General features: G+C 72.8%; 15 protein-coding genes and 2 pseudogenes. 6 read left to right on the top strand and 11 right to left on the bottom strand.

Going from position 1 to position 21,889, the window contains the following annotated elements:
- Nucleotides 1-180: 180 nt before the first annotated feature.
- Nucleotides 181-1,764 carry an FG-GAP-like repeat-containing protein gene (locus tag NRO40_RS00190; protein WP_257375301.1) on the bottom strand — a complete coding sequence of 528 codons (1,584 nt, stop codon included), beginning with the start codon at nt 1,762-1,764 and terminating at the stop codon, nt 181-183.
- 1,231 nt (nt 1,765-2,995) lie between these two features.
- Nucleotides 2,996-3,493: a peptidylprolyl isomerase gene (locus NRO40_RS00195; protein ID WP_058940093.1), complete on the bottom strand. Its 498-nt coding sequence runs from the start codon at nt 3,491-3,493 to the stop codon at nt 2,996-2,998.
- Nucleotides 3,494-4,415: 922 nt separating this feature from the next.
- Here NRO40_RS00195 and NRO40_RS00200 point away from each other — a divergent pair.
- The gene (locus tag NRO40_RS00200; protein ID WP_058940091.1) at nt 4,416-6,053 is read left to right on the top strand and encodes a PfaD family polyunsaturated fatty acid/polyketide biosynthesis protein; all 1,638 of its coding nucleotides are present in this window, start codon (nt 4,416-4,418) and stop codon (nt 6,051-6,053) included.
- A 159-nt stretch (nt 6,054-6,212) separates the two neighbouring features.
- On the opposite strand, the gene NRO40_RS00205 is transcribed toward NRO40_RS00200, so the two are convergent.
- Both NRO40_RS00205 and NRO40_RS00210 read right to left on the bottom strand, forming a co-directional pair.
- Nucleotides 6,213-6,623 (bottom strand): barstar family protein, encoded by a 411-nt coding sequence (locus NRO40_RS00205; protein WP_058940090.1) that lies wholly within the window; start codon nt 6,621-6,623, stop codon nt 6,213-6,215.
- 7 nt (nt 6,624-6,630) lie between these two features.
- On the bottom strand, nt 6,631-10,158 hold the full coding sequence (locus NRO40_RS00210) for an ALF repeat-containing protein (RefSeq protein WP_257375302.1): 3,528 nt from the start codon (nt 10,156-10,158) through the stop codon (nt 6,631-6,633).
- Between the two features lie 582 nt (nt 10,159-10,740).
- Here NRO40_RS00210 and NRO40_RS00215 point away from each other — a divergent pair.
- Nucleotides 10,741-11,358 carry a DUF1707 SHOCT-like domain-containing protein gene (locus tag NRO40_RS00215; RefSeq protein ID WP_058940133.1) on the top strand — a complete coding sequence of 206 codons (618 nt, stop codon included), beginning with the start codon at nt 10,741-10,743 and terminating at the stop codon, nt 11,356-11,358.
- Between the two features lie 130 nt (nt 11,359-11,488).
- On the opposite strand, the gene NRO40_RS00220 is transcribed toward NRO40_RS00215, so the two are convergent.
- The 6 genes from NRO40_RS00220 to NRO40_RS00245 form a co-directional block, all read right to left on the bottom strand.
- On the bottom strand, nt 11,489-11,869 hold the full coding sequence (locus NRO40_RS00220; RefSeq protein WP_232790912.1) for a RidA family protein: 381 nt from the start codon (nt 11,867-11,869) through the stop codon (nt 11,489-11,491).
- A 267-nt stretch (nt 11,870-12,136) separates the two neighbouring features.
- Nucleotides 12,137-12,733, bottom strand: coding sequence for a hypothetical protein (locus NRO40_RS00225; protein ID WP_058940132.1), 597 nt, complete (start codon nt 12,731-12,733; stop codon nt 12,137-12,139).
- Between the two features lie 101 nt (nt 12,734-12,834).
- On the bottom strand, nt 12,835-13,368 hold the full coding sequence (locus NRO40_RS00230) for a hypothetical protein (protein ID WP_058940131.1): 534 nt from the start codon (nt 13,366-13,368) through the stop codon (nt 12,835-12,837).
- Nucleotides 13,369-14,003: 635 nt separating this feature from the next.
- Nucleotides 14,004-15,461 carry a family 43 glycosylhydrolase gene (locus tag NRO40_RS00235; protein WP_058940087.1) on the bottom strand — a complete coding sequence of 486 codons (1,458 nt, stop codon included), beginning with the start codon at nt 15,459-15,461 and terminating at the stop codon, nt 14,004-14,006.
- A gap of 483 nt (nt 15,462-15,944) precedes the next feature.
- Nucleotides 15,945-16,562: a hypothetical protein gene (locus NRO40_RS00240; RefSeq protein WP_058940086.1), complete on the bottom strand. Its 618-nt coding sequence runs from the start codon at nt 16,560-16,562 to the stop codon at nt 15,945-15,947.
- A gap of 123 nt (nt 16,563-16,685) precedes the next feature.
- The gene (locus NRO40_RS00245) at nt 16,686-17,255 is read right to left on the bottom strand and encodes a hypothetical protein (RefSeq protein WP_058940085.1); all 570 of its coding nucleotides are present in this window, start codon (nt 17,253-17,255) and stop codon (nt 16,686-16,688) included.
- A 184-nt stretch (nt 17,256-17,439) separates the two neighbouring features.
- On the opposite strand from NRO40_RS00245, the pseudogene NRO40_RS00250 reads away from it, so the two are divergent.
- A pseudogene (locus tag NRO40_RS00250) lies at nt 17,440-17,652 on the top strand (hypothetical protein); the annotation flags it as partial.
- Nucleotides 17,653-17,732: 80 nt separating this feature from the next.
- A pseudogene (locus tag NRO40_RS30725) lies at nt 17,733-18,146 on the top strand (LysR substrate-binding domain-containing protein); the annotation flags it as partial.
- A gap of 238 nt (nt 18,147-18,384) precedes the next feature.
- Here NRO40_RS30725 and NRO40_RS00255 read toward each other — a convergent pair.
- Entirely contained in the window at nt 18,385-19,053 is a 669-nt protein-coding gene (locus tag NRO40_RS00255; RefSeq protein ID WP_157901772.1) for a hypothetical protein, read from the bottom strand.
- 569 nt (nt 19,054-19,622) lie between these two features.
- On the opposite strand from NRO40_RS00255, the gene uppS reads away from it, so the two are divergent.
- Both uppS and NRO40_RS00265 read left to right on the top strand, forming a co-directional pair.
- Complete coding sequence (gene uppS / locus NRO40_RS00260) at nt 19,623-20,309, top strand: polyprenyl diphosphate synthase (protein ID WP_058940130.1); 687 nt, start codon at nt 19,623-19,625, stop codon at nt 20,307-20,309.
- Nucleotides 20,306-21,772: an oxygenase MpaB family protein gene (locus NRO40_RS00265; protein WP_058940083.1), complete on the top strand. Its 1,467-nt coding sequence runs from the start codon at nt 20,306-20,308 to the stop codon at nt 21,770-21,772. Before uppS ends, NRO40_RS00265 begins: the two co-directional genes overlap by 4 nt.
- The last annotated feature ends 117 nt before the right edge of the window (nt 21,773-21,889 follow it).

Below are 21,889 nucleotides of genomic sequence, written 5' to 3' on the forward strand. Positions count from 1 at the left end.
TGCTCGGGGGGCGGCCGGCCGCGGACTGGCCCTCCCTACGGAACCCGCCCACGCCGGAGGCCCCGGGCGGGAACACCCGGGGCCTCCTCGTACGGGCAAGCGTGCCTCAGCGGGCGCGGGCCCGCGTCGCCCGGGACGGTGCCGGTCGCGGGAACCGTCCCCAGGCGGGCGACGGCCTGCTCAGCGGGCGATGTTGATGCTGTCCCAGACTCGCGTGGGGTTGGCGAGCCCGGTTCCGGTGCCGGCGAACCGCCACAGGGCGGTGCGGTGGGCGCCGTCCGCCTGCTGACCGTTGTCGTAGAGGACGGTGAGGTCGGTCTTGCCATCGCCGTTGAAGTCACCGGTCACGGGCTTGGAGCGGTTCCAGTCCCACGAGGTGGTGCCGGAGTTCCACTTCACCACCGGCGCGTCGAAACCGGCGCCATTGCCGGTGAAGGTCCACAGGGTGGTGCGGTACGTACCGTCCGCCTGCCGGCCGTTGTCGTACAGGACCGCGACGTCGGTCTTGCCGTCACCGTCGAAGTCACCGGCCACAGGCTTCGACCGGTCCCAGTTCCAGGAGCCGGTGCCGGAGTTCCACTTCACCACCGGCGCGTCGAAACCGGCGCCATTGCCGGTGAAGGTCCACAGGGTGGTGCGGTACGTACCGTCCGCCTGCCGGCCGTTGTCGTACAGGACCGCGACGTCGGTCTTGCCGTCACCGTCGAAGTCACCGGCCACAGGCTTCGACCGGTCCCAGTTCCAGGAGCCGGTGCCGGAGTTCCACTTCACCACCGGCGCGTCGAAACCGGCGCCATTGCCGGTGAAGGTCCACAGGGTGGTGCGGTACGTACCGTCCGCCTGCCGGCCGTTGTCGTACAGGACCGCGACGTCGGTCTTGCCGTCACCGTCGAAGTCACCGGTCACAGGCTTGGACGCGTCCCCATTCCACGATCCCGGCCCGGCGGCGAGGTTGTCCCAGGGCCTGACCGGGTTGTACGTGCTCGTGGCGGTGCTGGAGAACGTCCACAGGCCGGTGTGGTTGGCGCCGCCCGCGGCGGGCGGGTAGGTGTGGAGCACGGCGGTGTCGGCCTTGCCGTCACCGTCGAAGTCGCCCGCGAGTTCCTGGGAGGCGTCGGCGCTCTCGCCGGCCTGGCCCCAGCGTGCGCCCGTCGTCAGGGCGGTCCACGCGCCGAGCCCGTCGACCCGGGTGTCGATCGCGCCGGTGCGGGTCTCGGCCGGGTCGGCTCCGAAGCAGCCGCTCCGCCAGGAGCGGCTGTTGATGCCGACCAGTTCGAACCGGCCGTCTCGCTGGCGCAGCAGGGGGCCACCGGTGTCGCCCTTGCAGATGGCGTCCCCCGCCGTCTTGCCGGTGATGTCGATGGTGGTGTCCGCCACCCCGTCCACGTGGAAGGTGGCGGTGTGGAGCCGGAGCGGGGCCCATTCCGTCTTGGTCCGGCCGAATCCCGCCGCGATGAGGGTTTCACCGGCGGTGGCCGGGGTGGTGGCCACGGGCACGGGGGCGGCCCCGGTCGCGGGGGCCGCCAGGCGGGCCAGTACCAGGTCACGGCCGGGTCTGGGAACGAGCTCGACGACATCGGTGACGAGCCCCGCGGTGGTGGTGAGGTCGGTACGGCCGACCGTCGCAACGGTCTTCACCGAGGGCTTGCCGGGCGCGACCTCCGTGAGGCCGTTGCCGAAGCAGGATGCGGCCGTCATGATCCACCGGGGGTCGATCAGGACGCCGGAGCAGGCGCGCTGGCTGTCACCCTCGCCGATCTCCACCTCGCGGTGAACGCGTGGGCGGTGCCGGTGGACGCCGTACCGGTGACCGCGTGACCGGAGGTGGTGGTCAACACCAAGGGCATGGCGATGTCATCGCGGCCGAGGCCGCGAGGTGCCTAAACGGAAGGGACGAGCACGCGACATGGCTGCTTCCTTATGGACGTGTCGAGGGAAAGCTGGAGACAAGATGATCTTATAAATGATGCAGACGATGGCCTCCTTGTTCACCAAGTGCCCTCGGCAGGAGGCGTCGGTGTGGCGCCACGGCGGCTGAGTTGACGTTCCGCCACATCGGCGACTCATCCCCTCTCGGCGTTGCAGGTGCCGCCGTACAGGGAGGTGCTGTCGGGCAGGAGACGACGCGGGGCCCCGCGTCGGCCGGGTTGTGGATGTTCCCGGGCTCGGCGCGTGAGAGAGGTCGGCCGCGCGCCGGGGGTCGGGCGACGCGGCCGTACCGCCGCACTCCCGTCGGCAGCAGCAGGTCCGCGCGGGCGGATCCGGTACCGAACGACAGCACCGGCCCGGGCGGGACCAGCGGAGCGGGCCCCGGCCCCGGCGTTGTCCTGGCGACGACTTGGACGACGGACAGACGGTGGGCGGGTGGGCCGGTCTCTCGCCGAACGCCAGGACGCGGACAGTCGGGGATCTGACGGTCTGGCCGGACGAGCGCGCGGTGCGGGTAGGCGGGCCTGGCCCGCGCGTCGGGCAGGGCGCGCAGGGAACGACGGAAACGGGCGGCCGCCGGGCACGGTGACCGTCGTCCGCCCGAAGCAGCATGCGCTGCTGCTCTCCCACCGGATGACGGGTGCTCAGGCGGCGGGCGGTCACGGGACGGCAACCGGGTAGTCGACCGCCCGCCAGGCAGGCGGACATCGACTCGGCACCCGCGACCGAGGGCTCGGGGGCAACCGGCGCGCGCCCGCAGGAACGTCCGGCCCGGCAGGCCTCGGGAGCCCGGGGAACCGGGGAGCCCAAGGGGCCGGGGGGCGCGGGCCCGCGTACGGGATGCCGGACGGCCGGTGGCACGGCCGCCCGGGGCGGGCCGGGGCGCCGGACGACGGGCGGCGGGGGCCGACCGGAGCAGTTCGTCAGGCCCTCGCCCCCGCCAACGGCCCTCGGCCCCGTCGCCCCGCCGGCGGAGGGGACGGCGCGCCGGCCGGCGGTGTGGCATCGCTCACCGCGCCCGCCGAGCCTGGGATCGGCTGGGCGCGGTGATGCCCGGACTTCGTCGTTACTCGCCCACGACGCCCGAGGAGGCAATGACGATCTTCGCCCGGGTGGCACCGGAGGGCGAGCCCAGCGACTCGATCCTCGTCACCAGGTCCTGGCCCTCGACTACCTCGCCGAAGACCACGTGCTTGCCGTCCAGCCACGGCGTGAGCACCGTGGTGATGAAGAACTGGGAGCCGTTGGTGTTCCGGCCGGCGTTCGCCATGGACAGCAGGAACGGCTTGTCGTGCTTGAGTGTGAAGTTCTCGTCGGCGAACTTCTCGCCGTAGATGCTCTTGCCGCCGGTCCCGTCGCCCCGGGTGAAGTCGCCGCCCTGGAGCATGAAGTCGGGGATGACCCGGTGGAAGCCCGAGCCCTCGTAGCCGAAGCCGTGCTCGCCGGTGGCCAGCTCACGGAAGTTCCGGGTCGTCTTGGGGACGACGTCGTCGTACAGCTTGAAGACGATCCGGCCCGCGGCGTCGCCGTCGATGGTGATGTCAAAGAAAACGTTGGTGGACATGAGGAGGATCCTGCCAGGCTCTGGCGCGTGTCGTGCACGCGGACCCGTCCAGGGGCGGAACGGCAGCAGATCGGCGCCGGGCGGGAGGGGTGGGAGCCGGGCCCCCGGGTCGCCGGGAGCCGGCACGCGGACCGGGCGACGTGCGGGCGGCCACCGGGCCGTGAGCCGGGCCCGGCGGGGGCGCCGGGCGCGTGCGAGGCCCACCCCGCCCCGGCGAAGGCCCGCGTCCGGCGGGGCGGGTGAGCGCGGTCCGACGAGGCGGGTGTACCGGTCGCGGGACGATGGCGTGCGGCGTGGCAGCGGGCCGGCTCCGGCGGCGGCCGGCCCGGGCAGTCGAGCGGCGTCCTGAGCCGACCGCGGCGCCCCACGGACCGGGCCGCCGCCGCGCTCAGCACCCGCCGGTACGGGACGCCCGGGAGGTAGGTCCGCCATTCCGTCGGCGTGAGGGTGCCACCAGCCCGCCGGCACACCCACGCCCGGCACCGCGTCGTCCCCGCCCGAAGCCCCCGGGGCCGAAGCCGTCCCGTCCGGGCCCACCCCGGGCGCACCGGTCGTGTCCGAGGCGACCGCCCGCCCGCCGGGCGCCCGTACTGACGGCGCTGCGGGCCGGAGCCGGCTGTGACGCCGAGGCGGAGGCGGCCGCCCTCATCATGCGCCTGGCGCGGCAAGTCCAGCGCGCACACAGTGAGGTCCTCACCGCGCACCAGGCCATCGACGCGTGGCTGATCAGGCGGGCCGGCGCGCCCGGCTCTCGGCCCGGCACGCGGCACGACCACGGACCTGTCGCGCCGCAGGGCGACTCCCCTTCCGGCCTGCGGACGACGGTCGCCGCAGCCGGGCCCACCGGTGTCGCGCCCAAGCCCGGGCCCACCGAACTCGACATCCGTCCAGCGGCGTTGCGACAGCCGGCCGAGGAGACCCGATGACCACGCCAACGACCGTCCGGCAGGACGGCGACCACACCGATGTCCACTACGAGGCCGACGGTGTGTACGCCGTCCTCGCCGATCTCGACCGCCCGTGCTACGTCGTCGGCAGTGGAGGCCGGGTCGGTGTGACGCCTCACCCACCCGGGCCGGGGAACGGGACCACGCTCCTCGCGGTTGCGGCCCCGCAGCCGCCCGAGCGGCTCGGCTCATCGGATTTCCGACGTCGGCACGGCCTGCGATACGCGTACATGGCCGGGGCGATGGCCGGGGGCATCGCCTCCGAGGAGCTGGTACTGCGCCTGGCCAGGGCCGGCTACCTCGCCTCGTTCGGCGCCGCCGGTCTGCCGGAGGACCGCGTGGACCAGGCACTGGCACGGTTGGCGCGCTCGCTCGGCGGCACCGGGACGCCGTACGCCTGCAACCTGATCCACCATCCGGTCTCTCCGGAACAGGAACGCGCCTGCGTCGACGCGTGCCTGCGGCACCGAGTGCCCTGCGTGGAGGCTTCCGCGTTCGTCCGACTGACCCCGGACCTGGTCCGCTACCGGCTGACCGGGCTGCGGCGGGACTCCGCCGGCGGGGTACGCGCCGAACACCGCGTCGTGGCGAAGGTCTCCCGCCAGGAAGTCGCGGAGCTCTTCATGCGGCCGGCTCCGGAGGATCTCGTGGCGGACCTGGTGGCCCGGGGCGAGGTGACTCAGCTCCAGGCCGAGCTCGCCCGCCACCTTCCCATGGCCGACGACATCACCGTCGAGGCGGACTCCGGCGGCCATACCGACCGCCGCCCACTGGTCGTCGCCCTCCCCGCCATCCTGCGGCTCCGTGACCGTGTGGCCCGTGAACACCCCTCCGCCGAACGGATCGGGATCGGCGCGGCGGGAGGGATCGCGACTCCCGAAGCGATCACCGCCGCCTTCACGCTGGGAGCCTGTTACGTCGTCACGGGGTCGGTCAACCAGAGCGCGACGGAGGCGGGCACGTCGCCTGGCGTCAAACGGCTGCTGGCCCAGGCAGGGCTCACCGACTACACCATGGCTCCGGCCGCCGATCTGTTCGAGCAGGGCGGCACGGTGCAGGTCCTCAGCCGGGGAACCCGGTTCGCCGGCACCGCCGCACGGCTGTACCGCCTCTACCGGGAGCACGCCGGTCTCGACGAGCTCCCGGCCCGAGAGCGCCGCGACGTCGAGGAACGGATCCTGAGACGCCCCCTGGCCACGGCTTGGCAGGACACGGCCGACTACCTGCTGGCCCACCAGCCGGACTGGCACCGCCGGGCCGAGCAGGACCCCAAGTACCGCATGGCCATGGTTTTCCGCTGGTACCTCGCCATGGCCAGCCGCTGGGCGATCTCCGGTGCCGAGGAGCGCCGGGGTGACTGGCAGATCTGGTGCGGGCCGGCGATGGGGGCCTTCAACGGCTGGACGGCGGGCACCGCCCTCGCGCTGCCCGACAATCGCCAGGTCGTCTCCATCGCGGACCATCTGATGCGTGCCGCGGCCTTCCACACGCGGGTGACCCAGTTGCGGGTGACGGGACTGCGCCTTCCGGCTGCCTGCGCCGCGTACCGCTGCCCCCCGTGTGATCCACGCGCGCGGCGGCGACGACCTCGTCCTCCACGCCCCCGCTCGTGAGCGGTCTGGGACGAGCCCGGCCGTACTGCGCGGCCGGGCTCGTCCGGCCGGTCAGCCGGCCGCGATGACGGTGTCCGGGGACACATCCGGCGGCGTGCAACGGTGCCGGGGGGATCGTGGGGCGGGCGGTCACCGCGGCGCGGTGACCGCCCGCCCGGTTCAGTCGTCGTCCGCGGCGATGTACACGCACACGTCCGTGGGGCGGCCCACCGTCGCGGTGGGATCCGCCAGCGTCTCGACCACGTCGGCCAGGACGGCGACCGCGATCCGGAAGTCCTCGGGACTCCCGTCGCGGAAGGCCGTCGCGTCCCGCCACAGCAGGGCGACCCGGCGGCGGTGAAGCGTGTGGATACCCTCCCACAACGAGTCGGAGAGGGCGTCCCAGCTGCCGGAGCCGACGACGGGCGGGTCGAGCGGCAGGGTGTGCCGGACGGCGTCGAAGAAGGCCCGGGCGCCCCGGTGGTCCTCCGTGGAGAACTGGTACAGCGGGCAGTCCTCCGCCTCCGCCGCCTCGACGATCCGTCCGACGTCCCGCGTACGGACGGACGTCACGCCCGGTTCGAGGTTCACCGCGGCATCACCGGATGCGTACGAACGCCGGCGGACCGGAGTCCCCGTAGTGGGTCCACGTGTAGTACACCTCTCCCGTCTGGATGTTCTTGACGACCCGGAGCGGTCCCGCGCCGCCGACGCCCGGCGGCGGCGTCACACGGTACTCGCGGTAGGGCGACTGCGGGCCCTGGGCGCCGGGCAGGTCGTTGCCCCAGTTCTTGAACTTCGTGCCCCACTTCGTCGCGGTCGGCCCGGTGGGTACCGTACCGGCGTCGAGGTGGGCGAGCGTGTCGGTCAGGGCGCGCTCCTCGGCCGCGGGGAGCGATCCGGGCTGGATCCACGGCACGCACGGGCTGCTGCCCGGGGCGGGCGTGGACGAGGCGGCCGAGACGGACGCCATCCGCATCTTCACGGTGCCCGCACCGCTGTACGAACGGGCCTTCGGGCAGGAGGGCCGGACCTTCTTGAGCGCCTTCACCTTGAGCGCGTTCATGGCGAGGTCGGTGAGGCAGGACGGCTCGAACTCGTTGAGGCAGCGCTCGATGTCCTCCGCGCCCACGAACCAGGCGATGAGCCGGTCGAGGTACGTGGTGGTGATGCAGCCCATGCCTCCGGCGCCGTCGGCACCGCACACGAGGAGCACCTCGCCCGGCTTCAGTTCGCCCTCGCTCAGCAGGTTCCCCCGGAACTTCACCAGGCGCTTCTCGAGGACCTTGCGCAGCTCCGCGTCGGTCATCGGCTTGCTGGCCTCGCGGAGCTCCTGCTCGACCTGCTTCTTCAGCTCTGCGACCAGCTTCTCGGCCGCGATCTTCAGCGCTTCGGTCGACGCCTTGGCCGCCGCCGCGGCGTCCTTGTCGGCGGCCTGCGCCGACACCTGCGCCTGGTAGGCGGAGGCGTTGGCCTGCGTGGCGTACGTCGCGGCCCGGCTGGCGGAACGCTGGGCCTGCTGCGCGGAGACGCCTGCGGCGCGGGCGTCCGCCCGGGCCGCTGCGGCGGCGTTCTGCGCCTGCCTCGCCGACTCCGCGGCGCGGGCCGCCGATGCCTCGGCCTCGTCCGCCGCCGCGTCCGCCTGCTGGGCGTACGTGTTCGCCCGGGCGGAGGACTCCTTCGCCTCGTTCGCCCACTTGACGGCGTCGGCCGCGTTCTTGCGGGCGTTCGCCGCGACGCGCTGCGCCTCGGCGGCGTCCCGCTGGGCGATGGCGGCCGACCGGGCCGCCGACGCGAGGAGGACGTCGATCTCGGCGACGTGCGCGGCGGCGTTGGCGTCACGCTGCTGGGCCCGGGGCAGGCCCGTCCGGAGGAACGCGCGCAGCGCCGCGGGGGGACCGCTGAGGGCCGCCTGGGCCGCCGCCTTCACCTCGGGGCCACCGGTGGCCAGTGCCTGGTTGACGGCGACGCGGTCGTCGTCCTCGCGCGCCTTGTACTGGCCGACCTCCAGGAACTCGTGCAGGTCGGCGGCGGTTCCGTCGAGTGCCTTGCTGCCCGCGGCCTGTACCCCCCGGCCTCCCGCGGCCATGATGCGGGCCACGGCGACGCGGTCGTCGTCCTCCTTGCCCGGGTAGTGGCGGGTGCGGAGGAACTCGCGCACCTGGCCGATCGGCTTGTCGAGCACGGCGAGGGCGGCCTGCTGCTGCGCCGGCTTGTCCGTGGTGGCGGCGACGTGCGCCACGGCGGCGCGGTCGTCCTGCTCCATGGCCACGGCGAGCCCGGTACGCGCGAACGCGGCGGCCTGGTCGTCGCCGCCCACGAGGGCGATCTCCGCCTGGGTACGCACCCACTGGCCCGAGGAGCCCAGCAGGTTGACGGCGACCTGGCGGCCCTTGCCGGCCGCTTCGCGGACGTCGGCCGCCGCGGCGGCCTCCTGCCACAGCTTCTGCGTCTCGGCGTTCAGCCGCTGGACGCGCCCGGCTTCCGCCTGGGCGGCCTCGACGTGCTCGTCATGGGCCTTCTTGGCCTCCTCGGCGGCCAGGACGTTCTCGAACTGCTGCTGCGCGAGCCGCTCGGCGTCGGTCTTGCGGGCGAGAGCGGCAACGGTCTTCGCCTGGTCGGAGGCGTTCTTCGCGAGGGTGGCGGCCTGCGAGGCGGCGTTGGCGGCCGCGGTGGACGCCTTGGCGGCGTCGACCGCCTTGCCCGCCTCGTCCGCCGCCTTGTCGGCGGCCGTGGCCGCGGCCCTGGCGTACGTGGCGGCGTCGTTGGCGGCCTTGCGGGACTGGCGCGCCGCGGCGGCGGCCTGGGTGGCGTTGGCCTGGGCGGCGTTGGCGGCACGGGTGGCCTGGGCGGCCTGGCGCTGTGCGGCGTCGGCCGCGGCCTGCGCCTCGGCGGCCTTGCCGCCGGCCTGTCCGGACCAGCGGCCGGCCTCCGCGGCGGCCGCTGCCGCCGCTGCCGCGTTCGTGCCGGCGCTGGCCGCGGCGCCCGCGGCCTTGGCGGCGTTGTCGGCGGCCACACCGGCCTGCTCGGCGGCGTCGGCGGCCTTGGTGGCGCCGGCCGCGGCGGTGCGGGCGTTCTCGGCGGCGACCCGGGCCTGCTTGGCCCGGGTGGCGTCCCCGGCGGCCGCCGCGGCGGCCGAGTGGGCCGCCGACGCGGCGCTGCCGGCGCGGGTGGCCGCGTAGGCGGCCTGCGCGGCGGCGGTGGCGGCGACACGGGCGGAGCGGTTGGCCGCCGCGGCCGCGGAGATGGCGGTGCGGGCGGAGTCGGCCGCCCGGCGGGCGGCGGCAGCCGCCTGGGCCGCGGCCGCGGACGCCTCACCGGCCGACTCCTGGGCCGCCTTGGCCTTGCGGGCCGCCTCCTCGGCAGCCTCCTTCGCCCTGCGGGTGGCGGCCTCGGCCTTGGCGGCCTCCTCCTTGGCCGTCTCGGTCAGCGCCGTGGCCTGCTTCTGCGCCCGGTCGGCGAGGGCGGCCAGCTGCGCGATGGACAGGTTCTCCTGGTCGCGCGCGGCGGCGACCTGCCAGCCGTGGTCCAGGAACTCCTGGACGTCCTCGGCAGTGCCGTCCATCGCCTGCTGGGCGAGCTTCTTGACGTTCGGCCCGCCCGTCGCCATCAGGGTCATGAGCTGGACGCGGTTGTCGTCCGCGCGGGGCGGGAACTGTCCCGTGTTGATGAACGCCAGGTAGTCGTCGGACGACCCCTGGAGGGCCGTGCCGGCGGCCTTCTTCACGCTGGGTCCGCCGTTGGCCATGATCTGCATGACCCGGACGCGCAGGTCCTCGTCGTACGGGCGCAGGATCCCGTCGTCGAGGAACGCCTGGAGCTCGTCCACTCCATGGTCGAGCGCTGCGTCGGCGGCGGCCCGGGTGCCCGGGCCCCCCATCGCCATGGCCTGCATGACCTGCACGCGCAGGTCGTGCTCGTGGATGCCGGGCAGCCGGTCGGCCATGAAGGTCCGCACGTCCGCGTCCGAGCCGGTCAGGACGGCTTCGGCGGCCTTGCGAACCCCCGGCCCGCCGTACTTCCACGCCTCGAGTACGTCGGATCTGTCGTACTCGGGCACTCCTTCCGCTGCGGCAGGACGCGTGTCGATGCCCAGGACCATCGCCAGGGCCATCAGCGCTGCCACGATGCCACGCCTGCTGGGCGCGGCGCGTGACGTCATGTGCACGGTGCTTCTTCTTTCTCGGAGGGTCGTTCGGAGGGGACGCGCCGCGCGTCGCCGCCCCGGCCCTCCCCGGGTGGTCGGCCGTCCCGTGGTCGTGGGGCGGCGCTGGTCGAGGGGCCCGCGGCGGTACGGCGGGTGGATGTGACGGCGGGTCGCCTGACGTCCCGGGCTCCGGCAGCCGCTCGTGGCCGCGGCCGGAACGGGCCTCTGGTTCCCCCTCGGCGCGTGACGTCCTCGATGACGTGCGTGCGCCGTGCGCGATGTGCCGGGCGCCCTGGTCGAGGCGCTGCCACGCTGCCCCGTCCCCTCCCCCGTCCGTTTCCGGGGCGCGAGCGCGGCGACGGCCTGAGGATGATCACACAAGGGGCCGCAGAAGTCGAAAGTGTTACGGAAGGGGGCAGGCTCGGCGCGGTCGTTCATCCCGCCGGCCACGGAAGACCGGCGCGTTCATCGGCACCACCTGGAATGTGCCGTCTCCGCCCGCCCAGTCCGCCCGATCCCGGTCCCGGTCGGCCGGTTCGCCGGCCGCTTATCCTCATGGCCATGACTACCCAGCCTCCGGAGCCCTCTCCGCGACCCGCCCCGTCAGAAGAACTCCGCGCCTCTCACGATGACCGGGAAGCAGTGGTGGAGCAGCTGCGCGATGCGGCAGCCGAGGGGCGAATCGATTTCGATGAGTTGGATTCCCGTCTGGAGCAGGCGTTGACGGCCAAGACCCACGCCGAGTTGGCCGTTCTGACCGCCGACTTGCCGAGGCTGACCTCCCCTGAGAGCCAGTCCCCACTGGTACTCAAGGGCGGCATGTACGGCGCGTCTCGCGGCCCCGGACGCTGGGAAGTTCCCGGGCACGTGATCGCTCGCGGAGGCCTGGGGGGTGTGAAGATCGACTTCACCCGGGTCGAGTGCCGCCGCACGGAGGTCACAGTGGAGGCGTACGGGGAGACGTCCGGTGTCACGATCGTCATCCCCGACGCCTGGGCTGCAGACACCAGCGGCATGGATCCCGGCGTCGGCGGCCTGACGGACAAGACCACCCCCGACCGGCTACCGGGGACTCCGTTGATCCGGCTCACTGGTTCCGGCGGCGCGGGAGGAGTGGCGATCCGCCACCCCAACCGGGGGGAACGGCGCAAGCTGCACGACAACCCGGCGCAGGGCTAGGCCGTCTCCGCGGAGTCGGGGGCATCGGAGTCGTAGGCGGACGTGCGGCCCGGCTGCGGTGCGCCACCGGACGGAGCGGCGGCCGGTGCCCGACGGCGTGTGGCGGCACGGCGTCGGGCCGGGAATGGCCTCAGCGAACGAGGCCGATCGCCTCGATCTCGATCATCCATTCGGGGTCGGCGAGTGAGGAGACCTCGACGAACGACTCCGCGAGGTGCGGCTTGTCCGGGAAGTGTTCCGCGCGCAGTCTGGCGAAGACGCCCTGCTGCGTGATCTCCGTGACGAACACGGTCGCCTTGACCGTGTCGGCGAGGCTCGATCCCGCGTTCGTCAGCACCGTGGACAGATTCGCGAGTGCCTGACGGGTTTGGGCCTCGAAGTCCCCCACGCCGACCGGGGCCCCCTGGGCGTCGATCGGGGCCTGTCCCGATGTGAAGACCAGGTTCCCGACCCGGATGCCGAGCGAGATGCCGGCTGCCTCGTACCAGTCGGGCTCCGCGGAAACACGCACACGTTCGACAGCGGATGGTGTGACGGACATGCTGCTGACACTCCCTCAAATCCCTTCGGTGAAGCCGCGTGCCGTCACCCGCCACCGACGTGATGCACAGACGACAGCCACGGGCGCTCGTGATCCACTCCCGAAGGCCCCGTGACTTCGCGGTGGACCGGCGGGTGGGCGCGGAGGTCTCCGGGGTGGCCGGACCTTCTCGAGTGCTGGGATCTGCGGCAAGTAGGAGAACGTGTGCACCGGCAGGGAAGCGGTGAGCCAGTCACGTCATCCCGTCGGCATGGCGATGGCAGGACCGTGAACCTCCAGGATGACGGCGGTGCCGGCCACGCTTCGGTCCTCGTGCATGGTGATCTGCCGGCCGGGCCGGAGGTGCGTCCAGTGGGAGGGAGTGAGGGGCACGAGGCGAACCGTGGCCCGCCCTCCGGGCTCCAGCATGGGCATGTTCTCAACCCAGAGCGAGGCGATACTGACCGCACGTCCACCGGTGGGCGAGAGGTGTCCGATGTCCCACATGGGTCGCAGAACACCGGCGCCGGAGATTGCCGTGGTGCGTCGCGCCTCAGCGGCAGGACGGAGCGTCAGGTCCGCCCGGATGACGCCGTGACGGATCTCGGAGCACCGCCAGTGGCACCAGGCCGCGCTCCGCTCAAGCCGCAGCTGCTCAGCCGCTTCGGCGAGCTGCTCCCAAAACGCCAGAGGCAGCGAGCGACCGTCCCCGAGTTCCTCCAGCAGGCCCAGGGCGATCTCCCACTCGTCGTGGACGAGGTAGTCCCAGATGTCTCGCACCGTGATGTCGTTCTCGGTGGCGGTCTCTTCCGGAACAAGCAGGGAAACTGATCGGAGCAGCTCAGGGACGTCCATGCGCTCATTGTCGATCACCTGAACCCTCGGCGCTCCAGCCGTAGGCCGTGATCTTGCCTGTCAGTCGCTGCCGAAGGAGTGGCGCGCGCGGTGCGTGACGCCTACGGTCCGTAGGCGAGATCCGTGCCGCCGCTGGCCTCGATCAGCCAGGACAGCGAACCGCTGCCGAACGGCCAGCCGGTAGTGGCCACCTGAACCCAACCGCCTCCCGATTCATCGGTACCCGCGTGCCACCACCACCAGCTGCGATCGTCACCCGCTCCTTCCTCGGTCGGGTCGAAGTGGTGCAGCCAGTCCGACAACGTCCACGGCCCCCGGCTGGCGACCGCCCTCTGCTCCGGCGTCATCGCCTGCCACTGGCGCAGCCACGCCTCGACATCGAAGGGCTCGTCAGGCCCTGGCTCCACGGGCTCGGGCGCGCACCGCTGGACGAACCACGTCGGCAGCAGCCGCGGCCACCGCTCATCTGCGGGCCAGTCGCCTGTCCGCTCGACCACGCGCGTCAGCACCGTACGCGCGTCGGCGATGACCTGGGTGGGGTCCTTGGCGGTGAACCGGACCCGTACGAGAAACGGCCGCTGCCGGTCGTCCTCGGCCCTCGGCCCGGACCGAAGACGCCGTAGCTCGCCCTCCATGATCTCCACAGCGAAGAAGTGTGCACCAGCACCGACCTCGCCACACCTCCCTTACCGTCAGACCACGAGATCATGACCGCTGAAGATCATGGTCGTCCTCGGGGGCCGTGTTCGAGGACCGCGCAAGTCCGCAGCCGGTCCGTCCATGACGGGTGCCCCTCGACGCGAGGCCCCGCCCTCTCCCGTCGCCGCCCTGGTGGAGCCTCCGACGGACCGGCGGCCACGAGCGCGACCAGGAGAAAGGCGGACCCGCCTGGCGGGCGACACCACCGACGCCGGCTTCGGCACGGGCTCGCGACGGGGTCCCCCAGGGCTGGGCGTCACGTCGTGCCGCCAGTCCTCGGGGACATCCCCGCGGCCCGCGTCCAGAGCCTGCCGCCGCCTCACGTCGTGATCACAGGTCAGCTGTACCTGCATCCCATCGCCCGGCCGTGCACGATGTGCGCGGGCGGCCCCGGCACCAGGTGAGCGTGACGGGTTTGCCCGGCGCGGCCACGGTCACGACCACGGCCGCGGCCGCGTCCGGGCGCCGGGGGCCGGGGGCCCTGGGATTCGGCCGTGCACGACCCAGCGCAGGGCCCGCGGAGCCCCGCATGCCTCGCCGTGGTCGAGCCCGTCGGCGGCCGGGAACAGGGTCAGGCCGGTTTGACCCGCCACTGCTGGCAGCTGTTGCCGAGCCAGGTCCACTGGCGTACGTCGGCTCCGTCCGCTGCCGAGCAGTCGGCGACGTCGGCGACCTTGCCGGTGGCCTGATTGGTCAGGCGGATCCAGCCTGCGTCGGTGGTGATGAGGCGGAACTTCTGGCAGGTGTTGTCCAGCCACGACCACTGACGCAGAGCCGCGCCGTCGGCGGTGGAGCAGTCGGCGGTGTCGAGGACCTTGCCGCTCGCCACGTTCACCAGGCGGCTCGTGTCGTCGGCCCGGTCCTCGATCCGCCACTTCTGGTCGCTGCCGCCGTCACAACCCCCCTGCTGGACGTTGGCGCCGTCGGCGGTCGAACCGCCCGCCACCTCCAGGCACTTGCCGCTGCTGCGGTTGGTGAGGGTGTACGCCGTCGGGGTGGCCGCGCTCTCGCCCGAAGGGCCGGGCAGGGTGGTGCCGAGAGCGACCGGCTTCCCGAATCTCGGGGTGCCGTCGGTGTTCCAGGTGAACTTCTGCGCCCGCGTCGTACGGCCGTTGTCGCAGCCGTCGGAGGCGGAGTCGTTGGCGTGGTAGACGATCCAGTCCTCGGTGCCGTCCGGTGACGTGAAGAAGCCGTTGTGACCGGGGCCGTACACGCCCGCCGCGTCGTCGCGCTGGAAGACGGGCGTGGACTTCTTGGTCCAGGAGGACGCGGCGAGCGGGTCGGGGCCGGTGAGTTCGAGCTGCCCCAGCTTGTAGTCGGGGGTCATGCAGCCACTCGCCGAGAAGATCACGAAGGTTCGGCCGCCGCGCTGGAGCACCTCAGGGCCTTCGTTGACGTTCGAGCCCACCTTCTCCCAGGCGTGGGTGGGGGATGAGATGGTGGTGAACGCGCCGCTGACCGTGTAGGGGTTGGACATCGGGGCGATCAGCACGTTCTGGTTGCTGCCCTGCCAGGCGCTGGCCAGGAGATACAGCTTGCCGCCGACCGTCATGACGCTGCCGTCGATGAGCCAGCCGCTCTGCGAGGAATGCTGCAGGCGGTTCTTGTAGTGGTAGGGGCCCTGCGGGTCGGACCCGCTGCTCTCCAGGACGTGCGTGCGTTGCGAACCGAAATCGGTGCCGGCCTCGCCCGCCGTGTAGTAGAGGTACCAGCGGCCGCCGGCGAAGTACAGTTCCGGGGCCCAGATGTTGCAGCAGCGCGAGGCGTGGTCGGCCTTGCCGTCCCACACTTGCACGCTTGGCGCGGTGGCGAGCCCGGCCAGGGTGGGTGACTTGCGCATGGTGATGACGTGGGTCCAGCTCGTCGTCACCAGGTAGTAGTGGCCCTGGTGGTAGGAGATCCAGGGGTCGGCGCCCTTCTGGGCTTTGACCGGGTTGGTGTACGGGCGGCCTTCGGCGGCGGGCGCGGCCTGTGCCACGCCGATGCCGAGGAGGAGGGCCGCGAGCAGGGTCAGGAGGCGACGGGCCATCCGTAGCTCCGATTCGAGGGGTCGACGCCGGACTTCTGCGTGCCGCTGTCCTGGCTGTCGTGGCAGTGGTGACGGCTCACTGGCTCTCCTTTCGATGGTGGGGACCGTCGCCGAGGGCGTCCGATATACCGAACGGCGATCGTGTCATCGGACGAGACCGTAGAATCGAAGCGCTTGCGCGTCAACGGTTCACTCAGACTTCGTCCGCCTGCCCGCCCGTGTTCCCCTACGCCACCCTGGCAGGAGCGACTGGGGACGCTTCTGATCCCGTCTCACCGCGAACCGTTGCCGACCTGCGGACGTACCGAGTGACATGGCCGACCGGCCCCCTCGGGGACGGAAGGCGGTACGCGGCACACGCGAGGGGCGGCGGCCGGGCGGCACGTGACCGCAACCCGGCGGAGATGCGGCCTGCCCCCGTGACGGCCCGGTAGGCAGGGGACGGCACGGCGACCACGGCAGCCGGCTCCCCCGGTGGGCCGCTCAGCGGCCGTCTGCGGTCGACGGGAACAGAGAGCACAACCTGCGCTGCGACGTGCGGACCGTACCCGCGGGGTCGACGTCGACGGTCTCCACCCAGAGCGTGGCGCCGTCAGGCAACGGGGAGGGGGCGGCGGCGTTTCGACGGCGGACCTGGGTGACGAAGGCATCCAACGCGTCGGAGGACGACTCGGCGGCCGAGTACTCCCGCGACAGGCCGGAGGTGGAGCAGTTGACGACCTCGGGGGTGGGGTGGATCTCGGAGCCGTCGGGGGAACGCAGGGTGACCACGGACGCGGGCCGGTACGCGGCGGCGAACATCGGGAGGTTGGAGAAGGGGTAGACCCGGTCGTCGAAGGCGAGGGAAAGCACGGTCGCGGCGGCGAACACCATGACCGCCGGGGCTTGCGGTCCGAGGCTCACCCAGGGCCCGCCGACGAACGGGAGCGGCAGCATGCCCAGCGCCACCAGCATGGCGTTCTCCCGGAAGTCGACCGACAGGACCCACAGCGACCCGAGGTGGAACAGCAGCAGGCTCCCGCAGATCACGGCGCGGGGCGCTGTACCCAGGATCACCAACGGGGTCGAGAGTTCCAACAGCAGTACGACCCACAGGGTCACGACACCCCAGCGCGGCCGACGCGCCAGGGCCCAGCCCGGGCCGGTTCGCGTCACCGCCTTGCCGTCGCCGGCCTCGAAGCGGGCGAAGAGCGTGACGTAGAAGGGGAAGAGCCGCGGATCGGGTTAGCGCAGGCCACGCTTGCGGATCTTGGAAACGGCCGACACGAAGTAGTGCGCGGGGATCGTCCCCCACAGTCCCTGCGCCATCCACACGGTGGCCCGATGCGAGGTGGCGCCGTACCCCGCGGCGGCGGCACACAGCCCGGTGGCCGTGATGGCCAGCGCCGCCATCCCCAGCAGGTGCAGGTGGTGGTGAACCGTGAAGTGGCGGCTGCCGTCGTCCTCTTCGGTGACGGTCCCGGCGAACTCCTGCGACAGATAGACCGTCGCCAGGAGCAGGAAGCACGCCGTCATCACGGCGACGGCGACCGGGGCGAGCACATTCGCCGCGAAGGCGCCGCCGGACAGCAGCACTGCGCAGAACAGTGCGACACGAGCCCAGGCGGGAGTGAGGAAGCCGCCGATGCGAGCCCCCACCGTGCCTGCCCGCCAGCTGGAGGCGGTGTTGAACTCTCTGAGCGGTCCGGTCGATGCGACAGCGAGGATGACGGCGAACAGACTTCGGAAGACCAGGTCGGACGTGGAGTGCGGGGCGTTCCAGGAGTGCTGCCAGGCGGCCCAGTCGAACAACATGCGTCTGCCTTCCGTACCGTCGGGGGGTGAGGATCGGGCCGACCGGGCTGACTGCCGTGGCCCACGCCGTCTTGGACCAGAAGGTCCGAGCGGACAATGTGGTGGGCGAGTCGGGTCTGGCCGCCGAGGCCGTCGGCCGTCTTCTCCGTGTGGGTGGCCGGGAGCGGGAGGCCGCTCTCAACGCATGGACAGATCAACCGAGTCGGCTGTCCATCCTGCCGCACTCGACCTTCCTCACACCCGGGCCGAATCGGTCACGATGCTCACCGCCACCCGGGAGGGTGACCGCCGCTGCGAGTTTCCGCCGCACCAGCGTGCCCCGGTCCGTCTGGTGTACTGGCCGGCACGCCCCCTCATCCGGCTCGCGGCCGGCTCCGGCATCTCTGTCGGCACCGCCCGGCACACGGCGAAGCCATGCTCTTGAGGTACCCCTGCGGCGCGCCCGCCCCCTAGGTTGAGGGCGACGAGCGGCCGGTCGCCCTGCGAGAACCGGCCTCGCACAGCCTTGCCGCGCCGCCACCGACCACCGACTGCGGGCAGGCCGTCCCGCACGCCTGCCACCAGGCCGGCTTCACACCCACGACGCGCTACGTCACTGCCGACATCGCCACCCAGCTCACCCTCACACGGGCCGGGCTCGCCACCGCGCTCGCCCCCCGGACGGTCATCGACCCGGCGGCGCCCGGGTTCCGCACAGCACGTATCGAGGACGACCCGATCATGCGTCTGTTGTTCGCCGCAACGCGTCGCGCCGAGACCGCGAAGCCGACGACCACGGCCGTCGTCGCAGCGCTGCGCACCGTCGCGCGGGAGAATCCCGCCCCGCGCCTTCCACCGGCCCAGGACTTTCCGTCGCACGTCATGCCCGCATCGGGAGCGAGGCGAGGATGAGGGCTGCACCCCTGGTCACCGATGAGTGATCGGGCCGGACCGTGGGCCGCCCGGGTCGCTGCGGAGCACCCGGATCGCTTCCGGCAGCAGGCGGCCCTGGGAACGGACAGGCGGCCCGCAGCCGACGGTGGTGCGGCGGACGGTGGTACGGCGGAGGTGGGAAACCAGGCGGTGCGGGGCTGGGCGGCGGGGAACGAGGCGAGCTTCCCCGGCCCGTGGTCATGCCCTTGCTCCCGGCTCAGGGCCTCGCGTACCAGCCGTTCTCGCCGCTGCCTTCCGACGGGTCGTACGACTGGTGCAGACCGAGCAGCGCGGCCACCAGCCGGGGGTCCCAGCTCCCGTCGAGGACCCGGTATTCGTCCGCGACCCCGCGGAAGACGAGGCTCGCCCTGCCTGAGGAGTCACGCCAGATGACCCTGCGCGGCTTGCCGAAGGCGTCGTCGCCCTCGCCGAGCAGGGACAGGACCAGCCACACCAGGCTCACGGGCAGACCGACGGGCCACCACACCACCCACCAGAACAGGCGTCCACGGAAGCCGCGCACGGAGTGTCCGGTCACCGACTCGACGGTCCAGCGCGCGCGGGCGCCACGCAGGGCGAGGCCGCGCCGGTACGTGATCCGGCCCAGCGGGGCGCCGTACGGGTCGTCGACGCGGTACACGGCGGGACGTCCGCTCACGTGCGAGCCTGTCTCCTCCGTCGACACCCGGGCGATCGCGGTCCGGCCCTCACCGAGGATGTCGAAGGCACGGGTGGCAGGGTGCGCGACGCCTCCGTGGCCGTCGGGCGCGCGGTGGAGCAGTCCGACGGTGACGTCCCCTTCGCGCCCCGTGCCGTCGCCGTTGCGGACGACGACCGGCAAGGGTGTCCCGTACCGCACGTTGTACGTCATCCGCCCCTGGGCCACGCTCTGTCCTCCCCCGCGTCGCCGCACGGCGGCGTTTCCGGCCCTCATGATCTCATTCGCCGCGCGGGAGACCTCCGGAGGCCCTGCCCCGGTCGGTTTCCTGCCGCGCCTCACGAGCGACCGTGTGGCGAGTGACCGTGTGGGCTCATCGCGCCGTACCGAGCCCACACGCCCACACCACGGAGCGCCGCTCCCGGCTCACGCGCCGCAGGCCCATCGCGCCCGTCCCCTGCCGGCTGGCACGAGGGACTCGGACGTACGGACCAAGGGTGACGGTCACCTGTTTCGGCCGGTCAGGCCCTTTCGGACTGCCAGACTCCCCGAAGGAGCGCCCGGGCGACGCGTGGGCGAGGTGAGACGGGCGAGACGGGGTGGGCGTGGCCGAACGTGGTATGACGGGTCCTGCCGCTCCGGTCGGGACGGGGCCAGGCGTGACGGACCACGGCGTCCCGCGCGCACGCGTGGCGACCGAGGACCGGCCGGGCGGGACGCAGTGCGATGACGGGCCCGGCGAGCAGCGGCGGGACGACGGGCCGGCGCGCGCGGTGCCGAGTCACGTGGCCTGCGTGATGGACGGCAACGGCCGCTGGGCGCAGCGGCGCTCGCTCCCCCGCACGGCGGGCCACCAGGCCGCCGAGACCACCGTCATCGACATCATCGAGGCGGCCCGGACCGCCGGCGTCGAGTGGCTCAGCCTGTACGCCTTCTCCACCGAGAACTGGAACCGTCCCGGCACCGAGGTCGACTACCTGATGCGCCTGGTCCGCCGGGTCGTACGGAAGCACGCGCCGCTGCTCCTCGCCCGCGGTATCCGCTGCCGCTTCCTCGGGGTCGCCGACCCGCGCATCCCCCGGGGACTGGCCCGGGACTTCGACGACCTGACGACGCTGACCGCCGACAACCGGGGGATGACACTGACCGTCGCCTTCGACCACGGCGGGCGCCGGGACATCGTCGAGGCCGCCAGGTCGCTGATCCGCAGCGGGACGCCCGCCGACGAGGTGACCGAGCGGCTCTTCGCCGACCACCTGCCGTTCCCCGACACCCCCGACGTGGACCTCGTCATCCGCACCTCCGGCGAGCAGCGCATCTCCAATTTCATGCTCTGGCAGGTCGCCTACGCCGAGTGGGTCTTCCCCGAGGTGCTCTGGCCGGACTTCCGGGCCCCCGACTTCCTCGCCTGCCTGCACACCTACCGGCGCCGCGACCGCCGCTTCGGCGGCGTGCCGCCCTGGACGAACGGAGACCCAGCATGACCATCGGAACCACGAAAACCGCCGACGAGCCGCCCCTGTTCGGCCCGGAATCACAGTTCCCCACCTTCTTCGACGACCCGCGCTGGGCGCTGGCCATGATCCGCGCCACCGTGCTGGAGGCCGCTCACCCGCAGATCGGTGCCGCCCTCGTCGACAACTCCACCTTCGTCGCCCATCCCTGGCGCCGGCTCCGCAACACCTTCCTCAGCATGCGGCGCATGTTCGGCAGCGACCCGGCGGTGCGCGAGCGGGAGGCCGCCCGGCTCAACCGGCTGCACGCCCGCATGAGCGGCTCCGACTCCCGCGGCCGCGCCTACGACGCGATGGACCGCGAGGCCCGCGCCTGGGTGGTCGCCACCCTCTTCGAAAGCGCCGTCACCATGTGCAGGCTGAGCGGCCAGCCGCTCGACCAGGACACGATGGAGCGGATGTACGCCGAGTACCGCGCGTACCTCGCCGCGCTCGACGGCGACGCCGGCGAACTCCCGGAGGACCTCCACGATTTCTGGCGGTACTTCGACCGGGTCGTCGGGGACGAGCTGGAGAACACCGAGGCGGCCCGCATCATCCTCTACCGGCTCTTCGACCACCTGCCCGCCCCGGCGCTGCTCGACGGCGCGCCGACGCTGTGGGCGGCCGGCCGGGCTGTCGCCGGACCGCTCCTCGGCGCGATCACCGTCGCCTCGCTCCCCGAGCCGTACCGGCGCCGAGCCGGCCTGCCGGAGATGCCCGGCGCCCCGACCCTCATGCAGGGCGCCTACCTCGCGGCCGGGCTCGCCCGCTTCCTGCCCGAGGGTTGGATCAACGCCGAGAGCATCATCGACACCCTCTCCCTCTCGCCCGGCGGCGACGACCCTCGCGCCCGCACGGTCGCCGCCCTGCGCGCCCGCATGAAGCGGGCCTCGGCCCTGCTCCGCCTCCTCACCCCACTGGGCGACGCCGACCCCGGCCCCGATCCGGCACCCTCGACGGGCGCGGGAGAGGGCCGGCGCTCGGCGGAGGAGTTCTTCCGCCAGGTGCTGGACCAGACCGGCGACGGCCACCTCGACTGGCCCGACCTCGCCGCCATGGCCCGCGAGCTCTCCACGCGCCTCGACCTGGACGAACCCGAGGAGACCCGGCTCTACGACGCCTTCGCCGCCTGGTGGCGCGAACTCCAGGCCGCCCTCGACACGGACGGCGACGGCCGCGTCAGCGCCGACGAGTACGCCGCCGCCGTCCCCTCCCTCGCCGGCCCCGCGCTCATCCGCGTCGCCGAGGTGCTCTTCGACGCCACCGACAGGGACGGCAGCGGGAGCATCGACGCGGACGAGTACCGGGCCCTGTTCCGCACCGCCTTCCACCGCGACATCACCGTCACCGACGGCGCCTACGGCCGGAGCGCCTTCGTGGGCGACTTCGTGTCCTTCATGTCGGGCCGCCGCACGAGCACCCCGTACGACCCCCTCCTCGCCGATGCCTAGGTCCAGTCCGGCAGGTCGAGAGCCCCGAAAAAGGGTGGCCGGCGATGTCGAGAACGCGCGTCCGGCTCCGTCCCCGGGGTGAACGCGACCACAATGGGTCGCACGAGCACCGAGGAG

The organism is Streptomyces changanensis (assembly GCF_024600715.1).
In the GTDB taxonomy this organism is placed as follows: Bacteria; Actinomycetota; Actinomycetes; order Streptomycetales; family Streptomycetaceae; genus Streptomyces; species Streptomyces changanensis.

What these genes read in the sequence shown, in the direction of transcription:
- NRO40_RS00195 (WP_058940093.1), bottom strand. Translation starts at nt 3,493, where the DNA reads ATGTCCACCAACGTTTTCTTTGACATCACCATCGACGGCGACGCCGCG.
- NRO40_RS00215 (WP_058940133.1), top strand. Translation starts at nt 10,741, where the DNA reads ATGACTACCCAGCCTCCGGAGCCCTCTCCGCGACCCGCCCCGTCAGAA.
- NRO40_RS00235 (WP_058940087.1), bottom strand. Translation starts at nt 15,461, where the DNA reads ATGGCCCGTCGCCTCCTGACCCTGCTCGCGGCCCTCCTCCTCGGCATC.
- NRO40_RS00245 (WP_058940085.1), bottom strand. Translation starts at nt 17,255, where the DNA reads ATGTTGTTCGACTGGGCCGCCTGGCAGCACTCCTGGAACGCCCCGCAC.
- NRO40_RS00225 (WP_058940132.1), bottom strand. Translation starts at nt 12,733, where the DNA reads ATGGACGTCCCTGAGCTGCTCCGATCAGTTTCCCTGCTTGTTCCGGAA.
- uppS (WP_058940130.1), top strand. Translation starts at nt 19,623, where the DNA reads ATGGACGGCAACGGCCGCTGGGCGCAGCGGCGCTCGCTCCCCCGCACG.
- NRO40_RS00230 (WP_058940131.1), bottom strand. Translation starts at nt 13,368, where the DNA reads ATGGAGGGCGAGCTACGGCGTCTTCGGTCCGGGCCGAGGGCCGAGGAC.
- NRO40_RS00265 (WP_058940083.1), top strand. Translation starts at nt 20,306, where the DNA reads ATGACCATCGGAACCACGAAAACCGCCGACGAGCCGCCCCTGTTCGGC.
- NRO40_RS00200 (WP_058940091.1), top strand. Translation starts at nt 4,416, where the DNA reads ATGACCACGCCAACGACCGTCCGGCAGGACGGCGACCACACCGATGTC.